This is a genomic window from Candidatus Pantoea floridensis (genome assembly GCF_900215435.1).
Classification (GTDB): Bacteria; Pseudomonadota; Gammaproteobacteria; order Enterobacterales; family Enterobacteriaceae; genus Pantoea; species Pantoea floridensis.
Window position 1 is genome coordinate 404,136 of record NZ_OCMY01000001.1, and the last position, 22,988, is coordinate 427,123.

The window sequence follows — 22,988 nt, forward strand, 5'->3', positions numbered from 1 at the left end:
TAGCCGCTCATTCTACCTGGAATCACGTTTGACGCCAAACCACTGATGATACCAACGGGGCTTTATTTGTTCTCTTAACCCCTTAATTTGCCAATGCCCCTGCCTGACACTGATATGAATCTGCCCAGATTGAGCGGTGTCAAACCACATGTAACCCTGCTGAAGATAGCGCTGGACTACGGCTTGTGCCGGCATACGCCAGGCGTTATAACGTGCCACCGAAGCAAATGCCGCCTGCCCTGCAACATTACGTAACAGTAATGGTCCCGAAGATGTGCGACTGCCATGATGAGGAACCTGTAACAACGTCGCTTTCAGCGCCTCTTTTTCCAGCGCGACAATTTTTCTCTCCGCTTCTAACTCAATATCTCCCGTGAGTAAAAGACTCACTCGTCCATCGTCGACGCGTACCACGCATGAATCATTATTTTGCCCTTCCGTTTGATTAACTGGCGGCCATATGGCGGTGAATTGCAATTTACCCCATTGCCATTGCTGTCCGCGATGGCAAGGCATATGCCCCGCTTCTGGCAAGGCGCTACGAATTTCTATGCTCGGATTAGCGCTAACGAGTGAGTGTAGTCCACCGCGGTGATCCAGATGCTTGTGGCTTAATATCAGTGAATCCAGCTTGCGGCCGTGATAGTGCAGCCACGGCAGAATAACGCGCGCCCCCGCATCATCCTGCTTCCAACCTGGGCCAGTGTCATACAGCATCACGTCATCACCCTGCGTAATGGCAATCGCTAAACCGTGGCCTACATCAATCATGTCGATTTGCCAATCATCACGCTGTGTATTACTACGCCAAAGGAAAAGGACGACGGTCAAACTAATACAAGGCATTATGCTGCGATAAATCAACCCGCTACGCCAGAACAGCAATCCCCCCCAAATCAGCATGAGAGCGGGCAACGTATCGCTCCATGCCCACCAGCCCGCAGGTAACCACTGTAATCCTTGCATCACTTTACTTACCGAAAAATCGGCCAGGTGCCACAACCCATTCGAAATCGATGGCAAAGGAAAGAGCATGGCCAACAATATCAATGGCACCGTGATAAAAGAGACGACAGGGACCGCGATAAGATTCGCGATCAGAGCACTTAGGCTAATTCCCTGGAACAGAAAAATCTGTAACGGTGCCATCAGGATCATCATGCCTAACTGGAGGTGCAGCAGTTGCAGAGGTAACCATCGTCGCTTACTGCGAAAATGATGCGGTAAAGCAAACCACTGATACCATGCAATCAACATTGCCACCGCAAGTGCCGATAACCAAAAGCTTTCTGATAACACGGTTAGCGGATCAAGCCACAGTAATCCCGCAATGCAGAGCGTCCAAACTTGCCATCCACTCATTTGCCAACCGGCAGCACGGATTGCTATCCAGAGCATGAGGGCTATCAACGCACGTTGTGCCGGGGCATGGTTGCCGGAGATCCAGCCATAAGTTACTGCGGTAAAAGCGCTGACTGCTAGCGGAAACAAATAGCTCATTAAATGTGCCGGTAGGATCCCCTGTATGACACGCGCCAACAGCCACCCCACGCTAGCCGCAAGCGCGATATGCATGCCAGAGATTGCCATCAAATGAGCCGTTCCGGTTTCACGCAGCAGCCGTCGCTGCTCATCGGTCATATTGTCACGTATACCAAATGCGAGGGCCTGCACAATTGCAGGTTGCTGTAATGCAGAAAAAGTAGGCAAGTGATAATTGATTAAGCGCGTTCGCCAACTACAAGTTAGCGATTCTGGCCGCTTGCTGATAATTCGACCTTGCAGCGGTATATGGTTGGATAATGCAAAGCGCTGAATATCGAACTCGCCTTCGTTTAGCCTGCCGTGAATAGCACGTAATCGCAGCTTCATCTGCCAGCGTTGACCGGCGCAGAATGGTTGTTCCACCGCGGCATAGTTAAGTGAGGCATATATTGGCGGAAACTGATAACGCTCGCCGACACGCATGATTTGTACGGTTAACTGCTGCTTTTCTTCGCGAACGTCGGTGATACGTACTGTTGCGTCTGCAGGGGCAGCAGCCAAATACTCGATGGTATTGATAATATGCCGGGCTTCCATCAGCGCCCAAGCCAGCATTAATAAGCCAACGCCAGCCAGACGTAACCATTGCTGCGGCATCAGTCCGAGCAGAACAGCAAATCCCACGGTGGCGATTATTACGCTGGTTTGCGGTATATGCGGCAATACTCCTAATGGCAACACTGCCACTATCATTATTCTGGCCAGCACTATCCAGCTCATCTGCATTGTTACTCTCCTTGAGAAGAGTAAGAGTTTGCATCGCAGACGAACATTTAGCTTTGGTGAAAAAGTGGCTTACAGAGAGGGATTCAGAAGTTTTTCAGATATTACATTTGCTGCAACAGCATTTTGGGAGCTAAAGCACACGCCTGGTTACAGTCAAAAAAAACGACACTCAAAAGTGTCGTTTTATCGTTCGGTAACGGCTTAGCCGTAGATGTTCGCACGGTCACGCAATTCTTTGCCCGGCTTAAAGTGGGGAACGTATTTACCTTCCAAATCCACTTTATCACCCGTTTTCGGGTTACGCCCGGTACGTGGTGCACGGTAATGCAAAGAAAAGCTGCCGAATCCCCGGATTTCAATGCGCTCGCCCTGTGCCAACGTAGTGGCCATGTGCTCAAGCATCTCTTTGACTGCATCCTCAACGACTTTCGCCGGAATATGAGTGTGCTGGCCAGCAAGTCTTTCAATCAGTTCTGACTTGGTCATGTAACCTCCGGTTAATCCTTGTTTGGAAAGGTATGACAGCTTTTACCGAAACCGGACGATTTGCATCGTCCGGTGCTTTAGGTCGATTACTCGCCTTTAGCCGCTTTGAACGCTTCAGCCATTGCGCTAGAGAAGTTGCTGCCTTCATCCTGTTTAGTGTTAACAGTGTTGATAGCTTCTTTCTCATCAGCCTGGTCTTTAGCACGAACAGACAGGCTTACAACGCGGTTCTTACGGTCAACGCCGGTGAATTTCGCTTCAACGTCGTCACCAACACTCAGAACCAGAGTTGCGTCTTCGATGCGGTCCAGAGAAGCTTCAGAAGCGCGCAGGTAACCCTCTACGCCGTCAGCTAATTCTACTGTAGCACCTTTCGCGTCAACTGCAGTGACTTTACCCGTCACGATAGCGCCTTTCTTGTTCAGGGTGATGTAGTTGTTGAATGGATCTTCAGCCAACTGCTTCACGCCCAGAGAGATGCGCTCGCGCTCTGCATCAACCTGCAGTACAACGGCAGCGATTTCGTCGCCTTTTTTGTACTCACGAACGGCTTCTTCGCCAGTCGCGTTCCAGGAGATGTCAGACAAGTGAACCAGACCGTCGATGCCACCGTCCAGGCCGATGAAGATACCGAAGTCAGTGATTGACTTGATTTTACCTTCAACACGATCGCCTTTGTTGTGGGTCTCTGCGAACAGCTGCCATGGGTTAGATTTGCACTGCTTCAGACCCAGGGAGATACGACGACGTTCTTCATCGATGTCCAGAACCATTACTTCAACCACGTCGCCTACGTTAACAACTTTAGACGGATGGATGTTTTTGTTGGTCCAGTCCATTTCTGAAACGTGTACCAGACCTTCAACGCCTTCTTCGATTTCAACGAAGCAGCCGTAATCAGTCAGGTTGGTTACACGACCGGTCAGCTTGGTGCCTTCCGGATAACGCTTAGCGATAGCTACCCATGGATCTTCGCCCAGCTGTTTCAGGCCCAGAGATACGCGGGTACGCTCGCGGTCGAACTTCAGCACTTTAACAGTGATTTCGTCGCCCACGTTGACGATTTCGCTCGGATGCTTAACGCGTTTCCAAGCCATATCGGTAATGTGCAGCAGGCCGTCAACACCACCCAGATCCACGAATGCACCGTAGTCAGTGAGGTTCTTAACGATACCTTTAACTTCCATGCCTTCCTGCAGGTTTTCCAGCAGCTGATCGCGCTCAGCGCTGTTCTCAGATTCGATAACCGCGCGACGTGAAACCACGACGTTGTTACGTTTCTGATCAAGCTTGATTACTTTGAATTCAAGCTCTTTGCCTTCCAGGTGCAGTGTGTCGCGAACCGGACGAACGTCTACCAGTGAACCTGGCAGGAACGCACGAATACCGTTCAGCTCAACTGTGAAGCCACCTTTAACTTTGCCGTTGATAACACCGGTAACAGTTTCAGCGTCTTCGTAAGCTTTTTCCAGCGTGATCCAAGCTTCATGACGTTTAGCTTTCTCACGGGACAGCAGGGTTTCACCGAAGCCGTCTTCTACTGCGTCCAGCGCAACGTCAACTTCGTCGCCCACCTGGATTTCCAGTTCGCCGGCTGCGTTCTTGAACTGCTCTGCAGGAATAGCAGATTCAGATTTCAGACCCGCATCAACCAGAACTACGTCTTTGTCGATAGAGACAACAACGCCACGAACGATGGAACCCGGACGGGTTTCGATTTCTTTCAGGGACTCTTCAAAGAGTTGAGCAAAAGATTCAGTCATATTGATAATCTTAGGATTCTTCAATTTAACGTCCACCTGACTTCATTGTCGGATGGGGTTGTTTCACATGCCCTGCACCGGGTCCTTGGTACAGGGTTACAGCAATTCATTTGCCGACGATTAAATGCCTAATTTACTTTTGGCATAATCAAGTGCCTTTTCAATCACTTGCTCGATAGACATACTGGTTGAATCCAGTACCAAAGCATCTGTGGCAGGCACTAAAGGCGCGATTGCGCGACTACGATCGCGGTCATCACGTTCCTTTATCTCGGATAAAAGGCGATCAAAGTTAACATTAAAGCCCTTCTCCTGCAACTGTAGCATACGGCGGTGCGCGCGCTCTTCCGAGCTGGCGTCGAGGAAGATTTTCACTGGAGCATCAGGGAAAACCACCGTGCCCATGTCTCTTCCATCGGCGATTAAACCGGGCTCTTCGCGGAAGGCTCGTTGGCGGCGCAAAAGCGCTTCACGTACACGTGGAAAAGCGGCAACCCGCGATGCGGTATTACTCACTTCTTGCGTACGTATTTCACCAGTGACATCTTCACCTTCCAATACAACCTGCATTTCACCCTCTACCGATAAAAAACGCACGTCGAGGTGCGCAGCCATCGGCACCAATGCTTCTTCAGATTCGATATCAACCTGATGGTGAAGGGCAGCCAGCGCCAAAACGCGATAAATGGCGCCTGAATCCAGCAAGTGCCACTGCAACGACTCCGCCATCGCTTTACATAATGTCCCTTTACCCGCGCCACTTGGCCCATCGATGGTAATAACCGGGGCGATTGCCGTCATTGTTCTCTCCTGTTGCTGCGTGCTTATTGTCAGCCTTCTTGGCCGCCTTGGATTGCGCGGCATTATACGCTGCCTGCGAGAGGTTCGTTACCCTTTAGCTTAGACAGCGCTAGAAATATAGACAGATTCAGAGAAATTTCCGCCTGATAAGGCCAGGTGAGAACAAAGAAGCCCGGTACGATGCACCGGGCTGGGTCATTAAGAAGCGTGGCTAATTTTCGCCAGCTGCTGGAAATAGTCCGGGAAGGTTTTCGCCGTACAGCCGGGATCAAGGATCGTTACCGGCGTATCGGAAAGCGCGACAAGAGCGAAACACATTGCCATCCGGTGATCGTTATACGTACCGATGTCCGCATGCTGCAGTTGTTCAGGTGGTGTAACGCGAATAAAATCGTGTCCCTCTTCCACTTCAGCGCCGACTTTACGCAATTCAGTAGCCATGGCAGCCAGACGATCGGTCTCTTTCACGCGCCAGTTATAAATGTTACGCATCAGGGTGGTGCCTTGAGCGAACAAAGCGGTTGTGGCAATAGTCATCGCCGCATCGGGAATATGGTTCATATCCATGTCGATAGCGTTAAGTGAACCACGTGTGCAAGAGATGTAGTCATCTCCCCATTCAATCACTGCGCCCATTTTTTCAAGTACATCTGCAAAACGGATGTCACCTTGAACGCTGTTGCGACCAATGCCCGTCACGCGCACCGTACCACCTTTAATGGCTGCCGCAGCGAGAAAATATGAGGCTGAAGACGCATCACCTTCCACAAGGTATTCACCCGGCGACAGGTACTGCTGTTGTCCCTGTACGACAAATCGCTGATAGTTTTGGTTATCAACATCTACGCCGAAACTACGCATCAGGTGCAGCGTGATGTCGATATAGGGCTTGGAAACCAAATCGCCTTTGATGGAGATAATAGTATCTTGCTCTGCCAGCGGTGCAGTCATCAGCAATGCGGTTAGGAACTGGCTGGAAACACTGCCATCTACGCTAACTTCACCGCCCACAAATCCACCATTCAGACGCACGGGTGGATAGTCGGTCTGCTCCAGATAATCGATATTCGCCCCACCCTGACGCAGTGCATCAACCAGGTGGCCAATCGGGCGTTCTTTCATACGCGGTTCGCCAGTCAACACTACCGATTGCTGGCCCAAACACAGCGCAGCCGCCAATGGGCGCATTGCTGTTCCTGCATTACCGAGAAATAGCTCGAGCGATTTTTCTGCGTGCAAAGGTCCAGCCTTACCTACAACTTCACACACCGTGCGATCGGCTGAGAGGGTGAATTGGACACCTAACGCATGTAGCGCGTTCAGCATATGTTTGACGTCATCGCTATCAAGCAAATTGGTCAGGCGCGTAGTGCCTTTTGCAAGTGCAGCCAGCAAAAGTGCGCGGTTAGAAACACTTTTGGAACCCGGCAAATTTACCGTGCCGTCAACGCGAGTAATCGGTTGTAGAGTCAGGGAGTCCTGCATGTGAAACCAAATCTCCAGAAAATACGAGACCCCATCGTGTGACGGGGCCTGATACCAGTCAGACTGGCATGAAAAGAGGGATTAACCGTGGCGACGTTCGAAGTCGACCATAAATTCAGTCAGTGTTTTAACGCCTTCCAACGGCATCGCATTGTAGATCGATGCACGCATACCGCCAACCACGCGATGGCCTTTCAACGCGTGCAGACCGGCGTTGAGAGACTCCTCAAGAAACACTTTATCCAGAGCCGAATCCGCAAGCTGGAATGGCACGTTCATACGCGAGCGGTTTTCGGTTGCGACATCGTTGCGATAAAACGTACTGTTATCAATCACGCCATATAAAAGATCGGCTTTAGATTGATTCAGCTTGTCCATCTCAGCAACACCGCCCTTCTCTTTCAGCCATTTAAATACCAGCCCAGAGAGATACCACGCAAAAGTCGGCGGGGTGTTAAACATTGATTCGTTTTCAGCTAGTACTTTGTAATCAAGAATTGAGGGCACATAACGCTGTGCTTTACCTAGCAGATCCTCACGCACAACGACCAGCGTCAAACCCGCCGGACCGATATTTTTTTGCGCACCGGCATAGATAACGCCATAGCGGCTGATATCAATTGGACGCGATAAAATAGTTGAAGAGAGATCCGCGACCACAACTTTATCGACAAAATCGGGTTCTTCATCAATAGCAATACCATCAATGGTTTCGTTCGGGCAGAAATGAACATAAGCCGCATCATCGTTCAACTGCCATTCGCGCATAGGCAACAGAGCGCGTTTGCCGCTACGCGTGGTTTTTACATCAATAGTATTGGGTACGCAGAATTTTTCGGCTTCTTTGATGGCACTATGAGCCCAGTAACCGCCGTCGATGTAATCCGCCGTTTTGGCGTCACCCAGTAAGTTTCCTGGGATCGCCGCGAACTGCGCACGCGCACCGCCGTGGCAGAACAAAACTTTGTAGTTGGCTGGGATCTTTAGCAGATCGCGAAAATCTTGTTCGGCCGCTTCCGCGACAGCAATAAACTCTTTACTGCGGTGACTTATTTCCATCACCGAGGTGCCTAATCCATGCCAGTTTGTCAGTTCTTGTTCTGCGCGACGGAGCACTTCCACCGGCAGCATAGCCGGACCGGAGCTAAAATTATAAACCTGCGTCATTTCCCCTCACCACTGTCATATCGAACGGTTATGAATACTTCCCCGGTTTTATCATTGCCTCCGAATGGCTGCAATCATTAATCCGGCAGCGATCACATTTCCAGAGCCGGCTCCACCGCAGCTTATGTCATAAATGCATTAAGCTTTGGAATTTTGTGAGGCGGCTTCCTGAAGTCAAAATCAGAAGGGCAGATGGCGTATACGCCATCATCATGCCGAGATAAATTTGGCGGACTGAATAGCGAAGCATGCGTAAAACCCGTATTATTGCGCGCTTTACGCCCACCCCATTGCCATTGACTTGAGAGAGCGCCATCATGACGCAAACGTTTATCCCCGGTAAAGACGCCGCATTGGAAGATTCCATTGCCCGCTTTCAGCAGAAACTGCAAGACCTGGGTTTCAACATTGAAGAAGCTTCCTGGCTGAACCCGGTACCACACGTCTGGTCAGTGCACATTCGCGATCGCGATTGCCCGCTGTGCTTTACGAACGGCAAAGGTGCCAGCAAAAAAGCGGCACTGGCTTCAGCGCTGGGCGAATATTTTGAGCGCCTCTCAACTAACTATTTCTTCGCGGATTTTTGGTTGGGTAAATCTATTGCGAACGGTGACTTCGTTCACTATCCAAATGAAAAATGGTTCCCGCTCACGCAAGATGACAGTTTGCCGGAAGGCATTCTGGATGCGCGTCTGCGCAAGTTCTACGATCCTGAAGAGAGCCTGGGTGCATCAGAACTGATTGATCTGCAATCGGGCAACAACGAGCGCGGTATTTGCGGCCTGCCTTTTACCCGCCAATCAGATCAGCAAACCGTTTATATTCCGATGAACATCATCGGTAATCTGTACGTTTCGAATGGTATGTCTGCGGGTAACACCGCCAATGAAGCGCGCGTGCAAGGCCTGTCTGAAGTGTTTGAGCGCCATATCAAGAATCGTATTATCGCTGAATCCATTAGTCTGCCAGAGATTCCTGAAGCGGTGATGCAGCGCTATCCGGGCGTGATTGAAGCGATAGAACGTCTTGAAGCTGAAGGTTTCCCCATCTTCTCCTATGACGCTTCGTTGGGTGGCAAATATCCGGTTATTTGCGTTGTGCTATTTAATCCCAAAAACGGCACCTGCTTCGCCTCGTTCGGTGCACATCCAGACTTCGGCGTTGCGCTGGAGCGTACCGTAACTGAACTATTGCAGGGTCGTGGTCTGAAAGATCTCGATGTCTTTACGCCACCTACTTTTGATGATGAAGAAGTTGCAGAGCACGCGAATCTCGAAACGCATTTCATCGATTCCAGCGGCCTGATTTCCTGGGATCTGTTTAAAGACGATGCGGATTATCCCTTTGTCGACTGGAGCTTTGCGGGTACAACTCAGGAAGAGTTCGATACACTAATGGCAATCTTCCGTGCGGAAGATAAAGAAGTGTATATCGCTGATTACGAGCATTTGAGCGTTTACGCCTGTCGCATCATCGTGCCTGGCATGTCCGATATCTATCCTGCTGAAGATCTTTTATTAGCTAATAACAGCATGGGCGCATCGCTGCGTGAGACCTTGATCGCATTACCAGAAAGCCACTGGGAACCTGAAGCCTACCTCGAGCTTATCGAGCAGTTAGATGAAGAAGGTCACGATGATTTTACCCGCGTGCGCGAGTTATTAGGTCTGGCATCGGGCAAAGACAATGGCTGGTACACACTGCGTATTGGTGAGTTAAAAGCGATGCTGGCTCTGGCCGGTGGTGATTTGGACCAGGCGTTGATTTGGACTGAATGGACAATGGAATTCAATCAGTCGATCTTCAGCGAAGAGCGCGCTAACTATTACCGTTGCCTGCAAACTCTGCTGCTGCTGGCGATGGAAGAAGAACGCGATCCGCTTCAATATCATCGCGCCTTTATTCGTATGTATGGCGAATCAGCTGTTGATGCGGCTTCCGCGGCAATCAGCGGCGAAGCACCATTCTATGGATTGCAAGCTGTAGACCTGGATTTGAAAGCGTTCCCTGCGCATCAATCACTGTTAGCAGCTTATGAAAAACTGCAGGCCGCTAAGCGTCGTTATTGGTCACAAAAATAATCATCATTATTTAATTTTTAAACATGCTGATTAGCTCAAACGTAAATGGCACTGAAAGAAATCAGTGCCATTTTTATATAATGCAAATTCAGCAGCCGTTTTGCCGAAAAATAAATAACAACTGAGCTTCATTTATTAATGCAATTTAACAATTCACAGTAAGGAATAGATAGCCATTCAACTTATTTCGCATAAATTAAAAATTATTTATTCATTTATATTCAAGTGCTTAACCAAAAATTTCACTCCAAAACGCTTCGCTTACTACCCACCCTTCGGGCAAATATGATCCATGTCAATTTCTGACCTATACTCCTTTGTTAGTATCTTTACAGGCAATTTTTGGAGAGCGTTAGTGTGAAAGCTGACAACCCTTTTAATTCATTATTACCGGCAGCCATGGCGAAAGTTGCAGAAGAGGCCGGCATTTATAAAGCAACAAAACACCCTTTAACCACTTTCTTCCTGGCCATCACTGCTGGCGTATTTATTTCAATTGCTTTTGTTTTCTACATCACTGCGACAACCGGTAGTGGAGCGATACCCTATGGTATAGCCAAGCTCATCGGCGGTGTGTGTTTTTCATTAGGTTTAATGTTGGTCGTTGTATGCGGTGCGGATCTCTTCACCTCGACCGTACTGATCGTGGTGGCTAAAGCTAGCGGACGTATTACCTGGCTGCAACTGGGTCGACATTGGTTAAACGTCTATGTCGGCAACCTGTTTGGCGCGTTGTTCTTCGTGGCGCTAATTTGGTTCGCTGGTGAACACATGGTGGCGAATGGAGCCTGGGGCTTAAATGTTCTGCAAACGGCCGACCATAAAATGCATCACACCTTTATTGAAGCTGTCTGTCTTGGTACGCTGGCTAACCTATTGGTTTGTCTGGCTGTCTGGATGAGTTATTCCGGCCGCAGCTTAATGGATAAGATGTTCGCGATGATCTTACCCGTCGCGATGTTTGTTGCTTCTGGCTTCGAACATAGTATCGCCAACATGTTCCTGATTCCGATGGCCATTGTTATTCGTGATTTTGCCAGCCCTGAGTTCTGGCAAATGGCCGGGGCAAGTGCAGCACAATTTCCAGCACTCAGTATTAGCGATTTTATTCTTAACAACCTCATTCCAGTGACCATCGGCAACATTATTGGCGGAGGATTGCTCGTCGGTTTGACCTACTGGGTAATCTATCTGCGTGGCAATGAGTCGGTGCATTAATTAATTGATACGGGCGTGCTGAGTTAGCGCGCCATCGTCAAAGTCTCCCTAAATAAGGCAGGTATATCATGTCCGAACTGAATGAAAAAATGGCGTCAGCCTGGGAAGGATTTAGCGCCGGCGAATGGCAGAATAGTGTCAACGTCCGTGATTTTATCCAGAAAAACTACACACCGTATGAAGGCGATGAGTCCTTCCTGGCCGGTGCGACTCCGGCAACCACTAAATTGTGGGATAGCGTGCTTGAAGGCATCAAAATTGAGAACCGCACCCATGCTCCGGTTGATTTTGATACCGACCTGGCATCAACCATTACTTCTCACGACGCCGGTTACATTAACAAATCGCTGGAAAAAATCGTCGGTCTGCAAACTGAAGCGCCTCTTAAACGTGCCATCATACCGTTTGGCGGCATCAAAATGGTTGAAGGTTCCTGTAAGGTTTATGGCCGCGAGCTGGACCCAGCGCTGAAAAAAGTCTTTACAGATTATCGTAAAACCCATAACCAGGGTGTTTTCGATGTTTATACTCCAGATATCATGCGCTGCCGTAAATCAGGTGTATTGACCGGCTTGCCAGATGCTTATGGCCGTGGCCGTATCATTGGTGACTATCGTCGCGTTGCGCTGTACGGCATCGACTACCTGATGAAAGATAAGGTAGCGCAGTTCAATTCACTGCAAAGTGACATGGAGAATGGCGTTAATCTGGAAGCCACCATCCGTTTGCGTGAAGAGATCTCTGAACAGCATCGTGCGCTGGGCCAGATTAAAGAGATGGCGGCAAAATATGGTTCGGATATCTCTCTGCCAGCCACGAACGCACAAGAAGCAGTACAGTGGACCTATTACGGCTACCTGGCGGCAGTGAAATCGCAGAACGGTGCGGCAATGTCCTTTGGTCGCGTATCCACTTTCCTTGATGTTTACATCGATCGCGATATTCAAGCAGGTAAGCTCACCGAAGAAGCTGCACAGGAACTGATTGACCATCTGGTGATGAAACTGCGTATGGTGCGTTTCCTGCGTACCCCTGAATACGATGAGCTGTTCTCAGGTGACCCAATCTGGGCGACAGAATCGCTGGCAGGCATGGGCGTAGATGGCCGTACGCTGGTCACCAAAAGTACCTTCCGTTTCCTGAACACGCTGTACACTATGGGTCCATCTCCGGAACCTAACATGACCATTCTGTGGTCAGAAAAACTGCCGGTTAACTTTAAAAAATACGCAGCAAAAGTCTCCATCGATACCTCTTCATTGCAGTATGAAAATGATGACCTGATGCGTCCTGATTTTGATAACGATGACTATGCTATCGCCTGCTGTGTGAGCCCGATGATTGTCGGCAAACAGATGCAATTCTTCGGTGCGCGTGCCAACCTGGCAAAAACACTGCTGTACGCAATCAACGGCGGTGTGGATGAGAAACTGAAAATGCAGGTTGGCCCGAAAGAAGCGCCAATCACTGACGAAGTGCTCGATTACGATACCGTAATGGCTCGCCTGGATCATTTCATGGATTGGCTGGCGAAACAGTACGTCACTTCCCTGAACATCATTCACTACATGCACGATAAGTACAGCTATGAAGCTTCACTCATGGCGCTGCATGACCGCGACGTCTATCGCACCATGGCCTGTGGTATCGCTGGCCTATCGGTTGCGGCTGATTCCCTGTCTGCAATTAAGTATGCCAAAGTTAAAACCATCCGTGATGCTGATGGCTTAGCGGTAGACTTCGAAATTGAAGGCGAATATCCGCAGTTCGGTAACAATGACTCGCGTGTAGATGACATGGCTTGCGATCTGGTTGAACGTTTCATGAAGAAAATTCAGAAACTGCAAACCTACCGTAACGCGGTTCCAACCCAGTCGGTACTGACCATTACTTCTAACGTGGTTTACGGCAAGAAAACCGGTAATACCCCAGATGGCCGCCGTGCTGGTGCGCCATTCGGACCAGGTGCTAACCCAATGCATGGTCGTGACCAGAAAGGTGCCGTTGCATCACTGACTTCAGTCGCGAAACTGCCGTTCGCTTACGCTAAAGACGGTATCTCTTATACCTTCTCCATCGTGCCAAATGCGCTGGGTAAAGATGATAACGTGCGTAAAACCAACCTTGCTGGCCTGATGGATGGTTATTTCCATCACGAAGCCAACATTGAGGGCGGCCAGCACCTTAACGTCAACGTGATGAACCGTGAGATGTTGCTGGATGCAATGGAACATCCTGAGAACTATCCTCAGTTAACCATCCGTGTATCTGGTTACGCTGTTCGCTTCAACTCGCTCACTAAAGAGCAGCAGAAAGATGTAATTACTCGTACTTTCACTCAGTCGTTGTAATCGCTTTTCGCTAAGATTAAAGGCTCCTGCGGGGGCCTTTTCTTCACAAGTCTGTTTTGCCAGCTTGCTTGTTCCGGCAATCTGGCAAAATCGACTTTCACTTTAAGCACAACAAAGATTGTGCTGCCTGATACTCAGGCTTACCTGGAGAATACATCGCAATGTCAACCATCGGTCGTATCCACTCTTTTGAATCCTGCGGTACCGTTGACGGCCCAGGCATCCGTTTTATCACCTTTTTCCAGGGCTGTCTGATGCGCTGCCTTTACTGCCATAATCGCGACACCTGGGATACGCATGGCGGTAAGGAAATCACCGTTGATGAGTTGATGAAGGATGTCCTCTCCTATCGTCACTTTATGAATGCATCAGGCGGTGGCGTTACGGCATCAGGTGGTGAGGCGATTTTACAAGCCGAATTTGTACGAGACTGGTTTCGCGCCTGCCAGGCAGAAGGGATCCATACTTGCCTGGACACGAATGGCTTTGTTCGCCGTTACGACCCGGTAATCGATGAACTTCTGGAAGCCACTGATTTAGTGATGCTCGACCTGAAACAGATTAACGATGATGTGCATCAGATTCTGGTCGGTGTTTCAAATCATCGCACCCTGGATTTTGCACGTTATTTGCAGAAGAAGGGTAAGCGCACCTGGATTCGTTTTGTCGTCGTACCCGGTTACTCCGATGATGATGATTCTGTTCACCGTCTGGGCGAGTTCACCAAAGATATGGATAACATCGAAAAGATTGAACTCCTTCCCTACCACGAATTAGGCAAACACAAATGGATTGCCATGGGTGAAGAGTACAAGTTAGACGGCGTTAAGCCGCCGAGCAAAGAAACTATGGAGCGAGTAAAGAATATTCTCGCCAGCTACGGTCACGAAGTGATGTACTAAACGTATAATAAAAGGGGGAGCCACATTGGCTCCCCTTTTTAATATGTTGATTACGTTACGCATGGGCAACGGGCGTTGCCTGATGATCGGCCTTACGCAACAGCATAACCAAATAAACCAGCGCGACAGCAGCAATCATCACAAACAGTAGACGATCAGAGTAATTCTGCATCAGCAGCGCTGTCATCCCGGGTCCCACTAAGCTTCCTACGGTATAGCTGAAGAGTAAGGCCTGATTCATCGCCACCAGCTCATGGTGGGCCACAGTTTCACATGCCCATGACATCGCCACCGGATAGAGCGTAAAGCCAGCCAGACCGAGTACGAACAGCGCCGGTGCCATCGCGGCACCGCTAAGCATGGCGATAGCCCCCAAAATGACCACAAAAACCTGCACGCGCAGTACCATCAGACGTCCGAAACGGTCGGCAAGACGTCCAACCGGCCATTGGCCAATAATGCCTGAGCTGACTAGCAGCGCCATCCAATAACCGACGGTAGCATCGCTCATGCCCTGATGAGACAGATAAAGTGGCATCAGGCCATATAAAGAACCCAGAACGATACCGGAAATGATGCAGCCATTAATTCCTAAACGAGAACTGCGACGGCGCAGCATAATCCAGATGCGCCCAGTTGATGCCTCTTCGGTTGCCGCAGTGACAGTAACCTGTACAAAAACCACCGGTAATACAGCACAGATAATCAGAGCAGTAACCCACGGAATAACATGCAGCAGCTCTGTAGAGACACGGCTGACCAGCAACTGGCCAGCGACAGTACCCAGATAGTAGATGATCATGTAAGCAGCGAGCAGTTGGCCCCGATTACGTACGGTACCGCTGCACAACAAAGCACTTTCCACGACAACCCAAATCAATGCACAACCTACACCTGCGGTGAAACGCAGCATCGTCCAGCTGTAGAACCCATCAAGCAGCACCATACCCATGGTCGCCAAGGCAAAGAGAACACTGGCCAGATAGAAGCAGCGATTAAAACCATAACGATTGATCAACCAGCCAGCCAACAGAGTGCCCAGCAAATTACCAGTGTAATACGATGAGCTCGCCATACCGACTTGCCAGGTTGGCAGCAGATCGTGAGTAAGCCATAGCGGTACCAGCGTATTGAGCACAGCGATAGACACCGTCATAAGCATTAAGCCACAGAGCAGCAAAATGACGGGGCGCGACCAGGTTGACATAGGGAGTAAAACCAAAAGAGATGAAGATAATTGCGCGCAGTTTGCCATCCGCTAATGTAAAGTCAACGTGCAAAAAATAGTCGCAGCACGATTTGCTGCGGAACAATTTATTTTTCTTATCTTCAGCAGGTTAGAAGAGATAAGAACGGTCTTGAGTGGATATCTATCTACTTGAATTTAGTGTTTTTAGCCATTGGCATGCAAATAATGTCGATAACGTTTATTTGTGATTAATTTCGACTAAAAAATAATTATTTTACCGCTTAAGTTATAAAAAAACCCGGCATTGCCGGGTTTGTATATCAGAGTGTTAATTAGCCTACAAATTCCAGGCCACCCATGTAGGGGCGCAACACTTCAGGTACCTCAATACGGCCATCAGCTTGCTGATAATTTTCCAGCACCGCAACCAAGGTACGGCCAACCGCTAAGCCTGAACCGTTAAGGGTATGCAACAAACGTGGCTTTTTGTCGGTTTTACTGCGGCAGCGCGCCTGCATACGGCGCGCCTGGAAATCACCCATGTTGGAACATGATGAGATTTCGCGATAGGTATCCTGCGCAGGTAACCACACTTCCAGGTCGTATGTTTTGGCTGAACCAAAGCCCATATCGCCCGTACATAGCAACACTTTGCGGTAAGGTAGATTCAGCAGCTGCAGCACTTTCTCTGCATGGCCGACTAGCTCTTCGAGTGCATCCATTGAGGTTTCAGGCGCAACAATCTGCACCATCTCAACTTTGTCGAACTGGTGCATACGAATTAAACCACGCGTATCGCGTCCGTATGAGCCCGCTTCTGAACGGAAGCATGGCGTGTGCGCGGTGAGTTTAATTGGCAGCGCTTCTTCCTCAACAATCTCATCACGCACCAGATTAGTCAGTGGCACTTCCGCCGTTGGGATCAGAGCATAATTACTGCTTCCCGCTTCTTCACCCAAAGGTTTGGTGTGGAACAGGTCTTCACCAAACTTGGGCAACTGACCGGTACCAAATAACGTTTCCTGATTCACCAGATACGGAACATAGGTTTCGAGATAACCGTGCTGCTGCGTATGAAGATCCAGCATAAATTGGCTCAGCGCACGATGCAGACGCGCGATTTGCCCTTGCATCACAATGAAACGTGAGCCGGTCAGTTTTACCGCTGCGGCAAAATCCAGGCCTTTGGCGGCTTCACCCAGCTCGACGTGATCTTTTACCGGGAAATCAAACTGACGCGGCTGTCCCCAACGGCTGATTTCCTGATTCTCGCTGTCATCTTTACCCAGTGGAACTTCATCAACCGGCAAATTTGGCAACGCGAGAGCAAAATCACGAATTTCATTCTGCAGGACATCCAGTTCTGCTTTAGCCGCATCCAGGCGTTCGCCCAGTGCGTTCACTTCCTGACGCAGCGGCTCGATATCTTCCCCACGTGCTTTGGCCTGACCGATGGATTTGGATCGGGAGTTACGCTCAGCCTGTAGATTTTCAGTTTCTACCTGCAAGACTTTACGACGCTCTTCGAGCGAACGTAACGTTTCCACATCCAGTTTGAATCCTCGGCGTGCCAGTTTTTCTGCGACTGCGTCTGGCTCATTACGCAGCAGGTTGGGATCGAGCATGCTAATCCTGTGTAATAAAAGGTTGATTGAATGAAAGGCGGGACGCATCCCTATGGAATGCAATGAAATCCTTGCTCACCTTACCGTAAGGTGTTTATCAGCGGTAGCGTTTTATCGGGCTATTTTGATCCTGCTCAGCGAGCCAGGCGAGTTTTTCACCAATTTTTCCTTCAAGCCCGCGATTGGTAGGTTGGTAATATCGCGTCTTAGCCATTTCAGGTGGAAAATAGACTTCCCCGGCCGCATAGGCGTTGGTTTCATCATGTGCGTAGCGATACTCTTTGCCCAGTCCCATCTCTTTCATCAACCTGGTTGGAGCATTGCGTAAATGTTCCGGCACATCATAATCTGGAAATTCGCGCGCATCACGCATCGCTGCTTTGAAAGCGGTGTAAACGGCATTACTTTTGGGGGCGCTGGCGAGGTAAACAATAGCCTGTGCAATAGCTCGCTCGCCTTCAGCAGGACCAACGCGAGTGAAGCAATCCCAGGCAGCAAGCGCAACCTGCATGCCTCGTGGATCGGCGTTGCCGACATCTTCCGAAGCGATAGCCAGTAAACGACGTGCGACATACAGAGGATCGCCACCTGCAGTGATGATACGGGCATACCAATAAAGCGCAGCATCCGGTGCAGAGCCACGAACAGATTTATGCAAGGCGGAAATCAAATCGTAGAAACGGTCGCCTTTATTATCAAAGCGCGCCGCCCTTTCACCTGATACTTCATTGAGCAGTTGTGGCGTTAGTTCACGCTGGCCTTGCGCATTGTTCTCTGCCATATCCGCCATCATTTCCAGCGTATTCAACGCACGCCGTGCATCACCGTTCACCAGCTCGGCAATCATGCGACGCGTATTATCCGGTAGCAGAATATCGCTCTTACCGTAACCGCGATCGTCATCTTGCATGGCTTGCAGCAAAACCTGCTCAATGTCGGCTGTGGTAAGAGATTTGAGTAAATATACGCGCGCACGCGAAAGCAGCGCCGAGTTCAGCTCAAATGAGGGGTTTTCTGTCGTGGCACCAATAAAGGTTATCGTGCCGTCTTCGATGTGTGGAAGGAAAGCATCCTGCTGGCTTTTATTGAAGCGATGCACTTCATCGACAAACAGAATAGTACGCCGTCCCACCTGTCGATTTTGACGTGCTCGCTCAATGGCTTCACGTATCTCTTTGACACCAGAGGTCACGGCAGAGATGCGCTCCACATCGGCTTTGCCATAATGACCAATAATTTCTGCGAGCGTTGTTTTACCTGTCCCTGGTGGTCCCCATAAAATCATTGAATGCAGATGTCCTGCCTCGATGGCGCGCGGCAGTGGTTTGCCAGGCGCCAGCAGATGCTGCTGCCCAATATATTGTTGCAACGTAGCCGGCCGCATGCGTGCGGCCAGCGGTTGAAACTCATTTGATGGGGCAAAATCCAGAGACAGATTACTCACCATTACCTCATTGTCGTTGATCGTCCACCGTTACTCCTTTTGGCGGAGTAAAGGTGAATTTATCCGGGCTAATTGCGCCATTATTCTGACTTTTTAGCTGATAATCGCTGTGCTGACCATCTTGCTCAACAGCACTGAACTTATTGATCGTGCCGGAGGAGGTAACATTGATAGTGAACTGCTTAAGATTGCCGTCACTACTTTTTGGGGTCAGCTCGAAGTTATCGCCTTTCTGCGAGATATTGTATTGCTTCCAGTCACTTGGCTGATTACGAGCAATAAGCATAAACGGGGTATTACTCGCGGCATTTTGCAGCAGGCTGACACTCGCTTGCTCAACGAATGGATTATAGAACCACAGATTCTTACCATCAGAAATAATTACGCTTTCGTCTGGCGCAGTCATGTGCCAGTTAAACAGACTCGGACGTTTGACCCAAAGTTCGCCTTCACCGTCCTGCACATTCGCACCGCTGCCATCAGTCACTTTCTGACTAAAGCTGGCGTGGAAGCTGTTCACTTTATTTAGACGCTGTTGTAGATCGCTAGACGCATCCGCCAAAGCTGAAGCGGAAACAAAACTGGCCAATAGGCCGCAGGCAATAACGCGTAATTTCATCTGATTCGATTCCTTATTCATTGTTTCCCGACACTTACAACATTAAACGTAGTTGCCGCCCTGTCTCTTCGACAGGAGAAAAAGCCGAAAGCTCCCGAAAATATGGGGATCGACCAACAGATAAACAATGGGCCAGCGTTAACTGGCCCATGAGCAAACAACTGTACGCAGAAATTACATCTCGTGTGGCGGCGGCGAAAGCACTTCGCGGTTACCATTGTGTCCAGGTTCAGAAACAATGCCTTGCGCTTCCATCTGCTCGATGATGCGCGCTGCACGGTTATAACCAATGCGGAATTGACGCTGAACTCCGGAGATTGATGCACGCCGTTTTTCCACCACGAAAGAGACGGCCTGGTCGAACAGCGGATCTAACTCTTCATCGCCCATCATCCCACCCGCAGCGCCCTCGCTCTCTTCACCGGCGGTGATACTCTCGATGTACTGCGGACGACCACGTGCTTTCCAGTCCTGAACCACTGCATGCACTTCCTGATCGCGTACAAACGCACCGTGCACACGCACAGGCATGGAGGAGTTAGGCGGCATGTAGAGCATGTCACCCATCCCCAACAGTGATTCCGCGCCACCCTGATCAAGAATGGTGCGTGAATCAATCTTACTGGAAACTGTAAAGGCAATACGTGTTGGAATGTTGGCTTTGATCAGACCGGTGATGACGTCAACTGAAGGACGCTGCGTCGCCAGCACCAGGTGAATACCCGCCGCACGCGCTTTCTGTGCCAGACGAGCAATCAACTCCTCGACTTTCTTACCCACGGCCATCATCAGATCGGCAAATTCATCGACCAACACCACAATGTACGGCAGTTTTTCCAGTACCGGTGGCGTGGTATCCATACTATCGCCCGGCTTCCAGAATGGATCGGGGATTGGTCGGCCCATCGCTGCAGCTTGCTCAATCTTTTCGTTGTAACCCGCAAGGTTACGCACGCCCAATGCTGACATCAGCTTATAGCGACGCTCCATCTCACCCACACTCCAGCGCAGCGCATTCGCCGCATCTTTCATATCGGTAACGACTTCGGTCAGCAGATGCGGAATGCCTTCATAGACTGACAACTCCAGCATTTTGGGGTCGATCATGATAAAGCGCACCTCTTCCGGGGTAGCTTTATACAACATACTGATGATCATGGTGTTAACGCCCACTGATTTACCGGAACCGGTAGTACCAGCAACCAGTAAGTGAGGCATTTTCGCCAAATCAGCCACGACCGGCTGGCCAGCGATGTCTTTACCCAACACCACCGCAAGCGGAGAAGGATTTTCACGGAACTTAGGGCAATCCAGCACTTCGCGCAGATAAACGGTTTGACGATGTTTATTAGGTAACTCAAGCCCAACGTAAGGTTTACCGGGGATCACTTCCACTACGCGTACTGCGACGGCAGAGAGTGAGCGGGCCAGGTCTCGCGACAGATTTGAGATGCGTGAAGCCTTAACGCCCGGCGCCAAATCGAGTTCGAAACGGGTAATAACTGGGCCCGGTGAAATACCAACGACTTCGGCCTTCACACGATAATCGGCCAGTCGCGCTTCAACCAAACGCGCCGTTTGCTCGAGCGCAAACATATCAACGGGTTCTTCCTCTGATGGCGGCGGCGTGAGCAAATCCAATGTTGGCAGCGGCGTAGACGGTCTTTCCAGCGGCTGCTCATGGCGAACCAGGAACGGGTGGAACAAACTGTCCTGAACCGGCGCGGCAGGTTTTACGGGGGCCGCCGGCGCAGAATACACTTCCTGCTCGGGCGAAGACCAGGGGCTGCTTTCTTCACTCAATGAAGGCATCGGTTTAGGTTGTGACGGCTCAGGTTGCTGCCAATGCGCTGGCTCTTCAGCCTCTGGAGCTGCAGAAAGCGTGAACAGCGGCTCGCTTGGGCTATCATCAACCAAATCTTTCATTGGTGAGAAATCAAAGGCAGAAGACGTATCCAGATTAAAGACTGGAGTCTCCTTTTCCGCAGGTTCGTTATAGCGTTGCTGCTGCTGATCGGCAAACTGACGAGCAAGTTGCGCTTGCTGCAACGCATCTTCATCTTCGGGCTCAGCCACATTCTGCCAGCTTTCACCATAACGATTCTGCTGCTGAGACTGGAAGGCCTCACGCAATTGCGCTTCCTGTAACGCAACATCATCCTCATGCGACGTCGCGCTATAGCTGGCCGTCACCTCAGGCTGCTGCTGTTCAGCTTCTTTTGCCTGCTCTTCCGCCATACGTTGTGAAGGCAGCTTAATACCATACGACGCCAATTCACGACGCGTTGGTAATTTGACTTTGTTCGGACGCGGCAATTCTGGGCCAATGCCCTGCTTCACTTGCGGGTTGTAATCACGCTCGGGCACGATATCAAATGCTGGCGAGTAGGCCGAAGTTGATGACGCCGTTTTTATCGCCCCCGCGGCCAATGATGCGGCAGCGGCGGTATTTAATGGCGCTGAAGACGGGGCTGCATCCTGCCAGTTTCCCATGCTTGGGCCTTCGTCATCCTCTGCAGGTGAAAAGGGTGAAGGCACCGGTTCATTTGGCACTTCGAAGCGATAACGCGGTGTCGAGGATTGCACGACCGGTTCCGGTGTCGCAGTAACGGGCTCGGGAGCAAAAGTCGACGCTGGCACGGGTTCAACAGAACGTGGTACAGGTGCAGGTTCTACGGACGCGCTGTTCCCTGGCTGCGCGGCTGCTGGCGCTTGTTGTGCGGCTTGCGTGGTGACAGCAATTGCAGCGGCAGTTGCGGCACTGGCTTTGGCCAGCAGCGGATCATCACCTAAAGCTTCTGTAACGGGTTCGCTAATTTTGCGGGGTTTCGCCAACAATACATCATCGTCTGCGCTTTCAAACTGAGCTGCAGGCAATGAAACCGGCACATCATCAGACTGCTCCTCGTCGTCATACTCCTCTTCCTGCCACGGTTCTTCATGTCGTGAGCGATTACTGGCAAACGTCAGAACGCCCATCACGACACCGCCGATTCTTTCAGCGATAGTCAGCCAGGACCAACCGGTATACAGCGTGATGCCTGCCGCCCATACACACAGCAGCGTCAGCGTGCCGCCCGCTGAACTAAACCAAGGTGCCATGGCATTGCTTACCAGGCTGCCAATAACGCCGCCTGAGGCAAAATACCAGATGTCATCGACGTTCAGCGCAGCAAGACCGCAAGTCGTCACGACTAATGCCAGCACACCAATCAGGCGCAGACCAACGGCAAAGTAGTCGATGTAATCCTGGCGGTCACGCTGACGGAAAGTGATCCAACAAAGACCAATAATGACCGGAGGAATGGCGTAGGCCATCACGCCGAAAATGAATAACAGCGTATCTGCCAGCCATGCGCCGACGCTGCCACCCAGATTATGGATGGGCTCGTGCCATGCGGTTTGTGACCAGCTTGGATCTGAAGGGTTAAAACTAACCAGCGACACCATCAAATAGATGGCGAACAAGGCCACAAGAATGAGCAACGCTTCCAGTAGACGACGTCCACTGCTCAGCGGTTGTAACGAAACATCTTTATCTTCTGTATATTCCTGGCTCAAGAGAACTCTCCAGGTGCCTGTAAAT

Annotated in this window: 15 protein-coding genes; 4 read left to right on the forward strand and 11 right to left on the reverse strand. The window is 50.3% G+C overall.

The features are described 5' to 3' along the window. Positions 1-12: 12 nt before the first annotated feature. The 6 genes from CRO19_RS01995 to serC all read right to left on the reverse strand — a co-directional run bounded on the left by CRO19_RS01995 (position 13) and on the right by serC (position 7,973). Positions 13-2,271, reverse strand: a complete 2,259-nt coding sequence (locus CRO19_RS01995) for a DNA internalization-related competence protein ComEC/Rec2 (RefSeq protein ID WP_097094367.1) — start codon at positions 2,269-2,271, stop codon at positions 13-15. 201 nt (positions 2,272-2,472) lie between these two features. Next, positions 2,473-2,757, reverse strand: coding sequence for an integration host factor subunit beta (ihfB, locus tag CRO19_RS02000; protein ID WP_003849360.1), 285 nt, complete (start codon positions 2,755-2,757; stop codon positions 2,473-2,475). An 86-nt stretch (positions 2,758-2,843) separates the two neighbouring features. Further along, positions 2,844-4,520, reverse strand: a complete 1,677-nt coding sequence (gene rpsA, locus CRO19_RS02005; protein ID WP_049851017.1) for a 30S ribosomal protein S1 — start codon at positions 4,518-4,520, stop codon at positions 2,844-2,846. A 120-nt stretch (positions 4,521-4,640) separates the two neighbouring features. Next, the gene (gene cmk / locus CRO19_RS02010) at positions 4,641-5,321 is read right to left on the reverse strand and encodes a (d)CMP kinase (RefSeq protein ID WP_097094368.1); all 681 of its coding nucleotides are present in this window, start codon (positions 5,319-5,321) and stop codon (positions 4,641-4,643) included. A 198-nt stretch (positions 5,322-5,519) separates the two neighbouring features. Then, positions 5,520-6,806, reverse strand: coding sequence for a 3-phosphoshikimate 1-carboxyvinyltransferase (aroA, locus tag CRO19_RS02015; RefSeq protein WP_097094369.1), 1,287 nt, complete (start codon positions 6,804-6,806; stop codon positions 5,520-5,522). Between the two features lie 81 nt (positions 6,807-6,887). After that, positions 6,888-7,973, reverse strand: a complete 1,086-nt coding sequence (gene serC / locus CRO19_RS02020) for a 3-phosphoserine/phosphohydroxythreonine transaminase (RefSeq protein ID WP_097094370.1) — start codon at positions 7,971-7,973, stop codon at positions 6,888-6,890. A gap of 317 nt (positions 7,974-8,290) precedes the next feature. On the opposite strand from serC, the gene ycaO reads away from it, so the two are divergent. The 4 genes from ycaO to pflA all read left to right on the forward strand — a co-directional run bounded on the left by ycaO (position 8,291) and on the right by pflA (position 14,525). Then, positions 8,291-10,054 (forward strand): 30S ribosomal protein S12 methylthiotransferase accessory factor YcaO, encoded by a 1,764-nt coding sequence (gene ycaO / locus CRO19_RS02025; protein WP_097094371.1) that lies wholly within the window; start codon positions 8,291-8,293, stop codon positions 10,052-10,054. A gap of 357 nt (positions 10,055-10,411) precedes the next feature. Then, the gene (focA, locus tag CRO19_RS02030; RefSeq protein ID WP_097097560.1) at positions 10,412-11,272 is read left to right on the forward strand and encodes a formate transporter FocA; all 861 of its coding nucleotides are present in this window, start codon (positions 10,412-10,414) and stop codon (positions 11,270-11,272) included. A 68-nt stretch (positions 11,273-11,340) separates the two neighbouring features. Then, complete coding sequence (gene pflB / locus CRO19_RS02035) at positions 11,341-13,623, forward strand: formate C-acetyltransferase (RefSeq protein ID WP_097094372.1); 2,283 nt, start codon at positions 11,341-11,343, stop codon at positions 13,621-13,623. A gap of 161 nt (positions 13,624-13,784) precedes the next feature. After that, positions 13,785-14,525, forward strand: coding sequence for a pyruvate formate lyase 1-activating protein (pflA, locus tag CRO19_RS02040; protein ID WP_097094373.1), 741 nt, complete (start codon positions 13,785-13,787; stop codon positions 14,523-14,525). A gap of 55 nt (positions 14,526-14,580) precedes the next feature. Here pflA and CRO19_RS02045 read toward each other — a convergent pair whose 3' ends face one another. The 5 genes from CRO19_RS02045 to CRO19_RS02065 all read right to left on the reverse strand — a co-directional run bounded on the left by CRO19_RS02045 (position 14,581) and on the right by CRO19_RS02065 (position 22,963). Continuing rightward, on the reverse strand, positions 14,581-15,732 hold the full coding sequence (locus tag CRO19_RS02045; protein WP_097094374.1) for an MFS transporter: 1,152 nt from the start codon (positions 15,730-15,732) through the stop codon (positions 14,581-14,583). 314 nt (positions 15,733-16,046) lie between these two features. Beyond that, positions 16,047-17,339 carry a serine--tRNA ligase gene (serS, locus tag CRO19_RS02050; protein WP_097094375.1) on the reverse strand — a complete coding sequence of 431 codons (1,293 nt, stop codon included), beginning with the start codon at positions 17,337-17,339 and terminating at the stop codon, positions 16,047-16,049. 97 nt (positions 17,340-17,436) lie between these two features. Further along, positions 17,437-18,783, reverse strand: a complete 1,347-nt coding sequence (locus tag CRO19_RS02055; protein ID WP_097097561.1) for a replication-associated recombination protein A — start codon at positions 18,781-18,783, stop codon at positions 17,437-17,439. 7 nt (positions 18,784-18,790) lie between these two features. After that, a complete protein-coding gene (lolA, locus tag CRO19_RS02060; protein ID WP_097094376.1) occupies positions 18,791-19,402 on the reverse strand; it encodes an outer membrane lipoprotein periplasmic chaperone LolA in 612 nt (203 codons plus the stop codon). 174 nt (positions 19,403-19,576) lie between these two features. Then, entirely contained in the window at positions 19,577-22,963 is a 3,387-nt protein-coding gene (locus CRO19_RS02065; RefSeq protein WP_097094377.1) for a DNA translocase FtsK 4TM domain-containing protein, read from the reverse strand. Positions 22,964-22,988 lie beyond the last annotated feature (25 nt).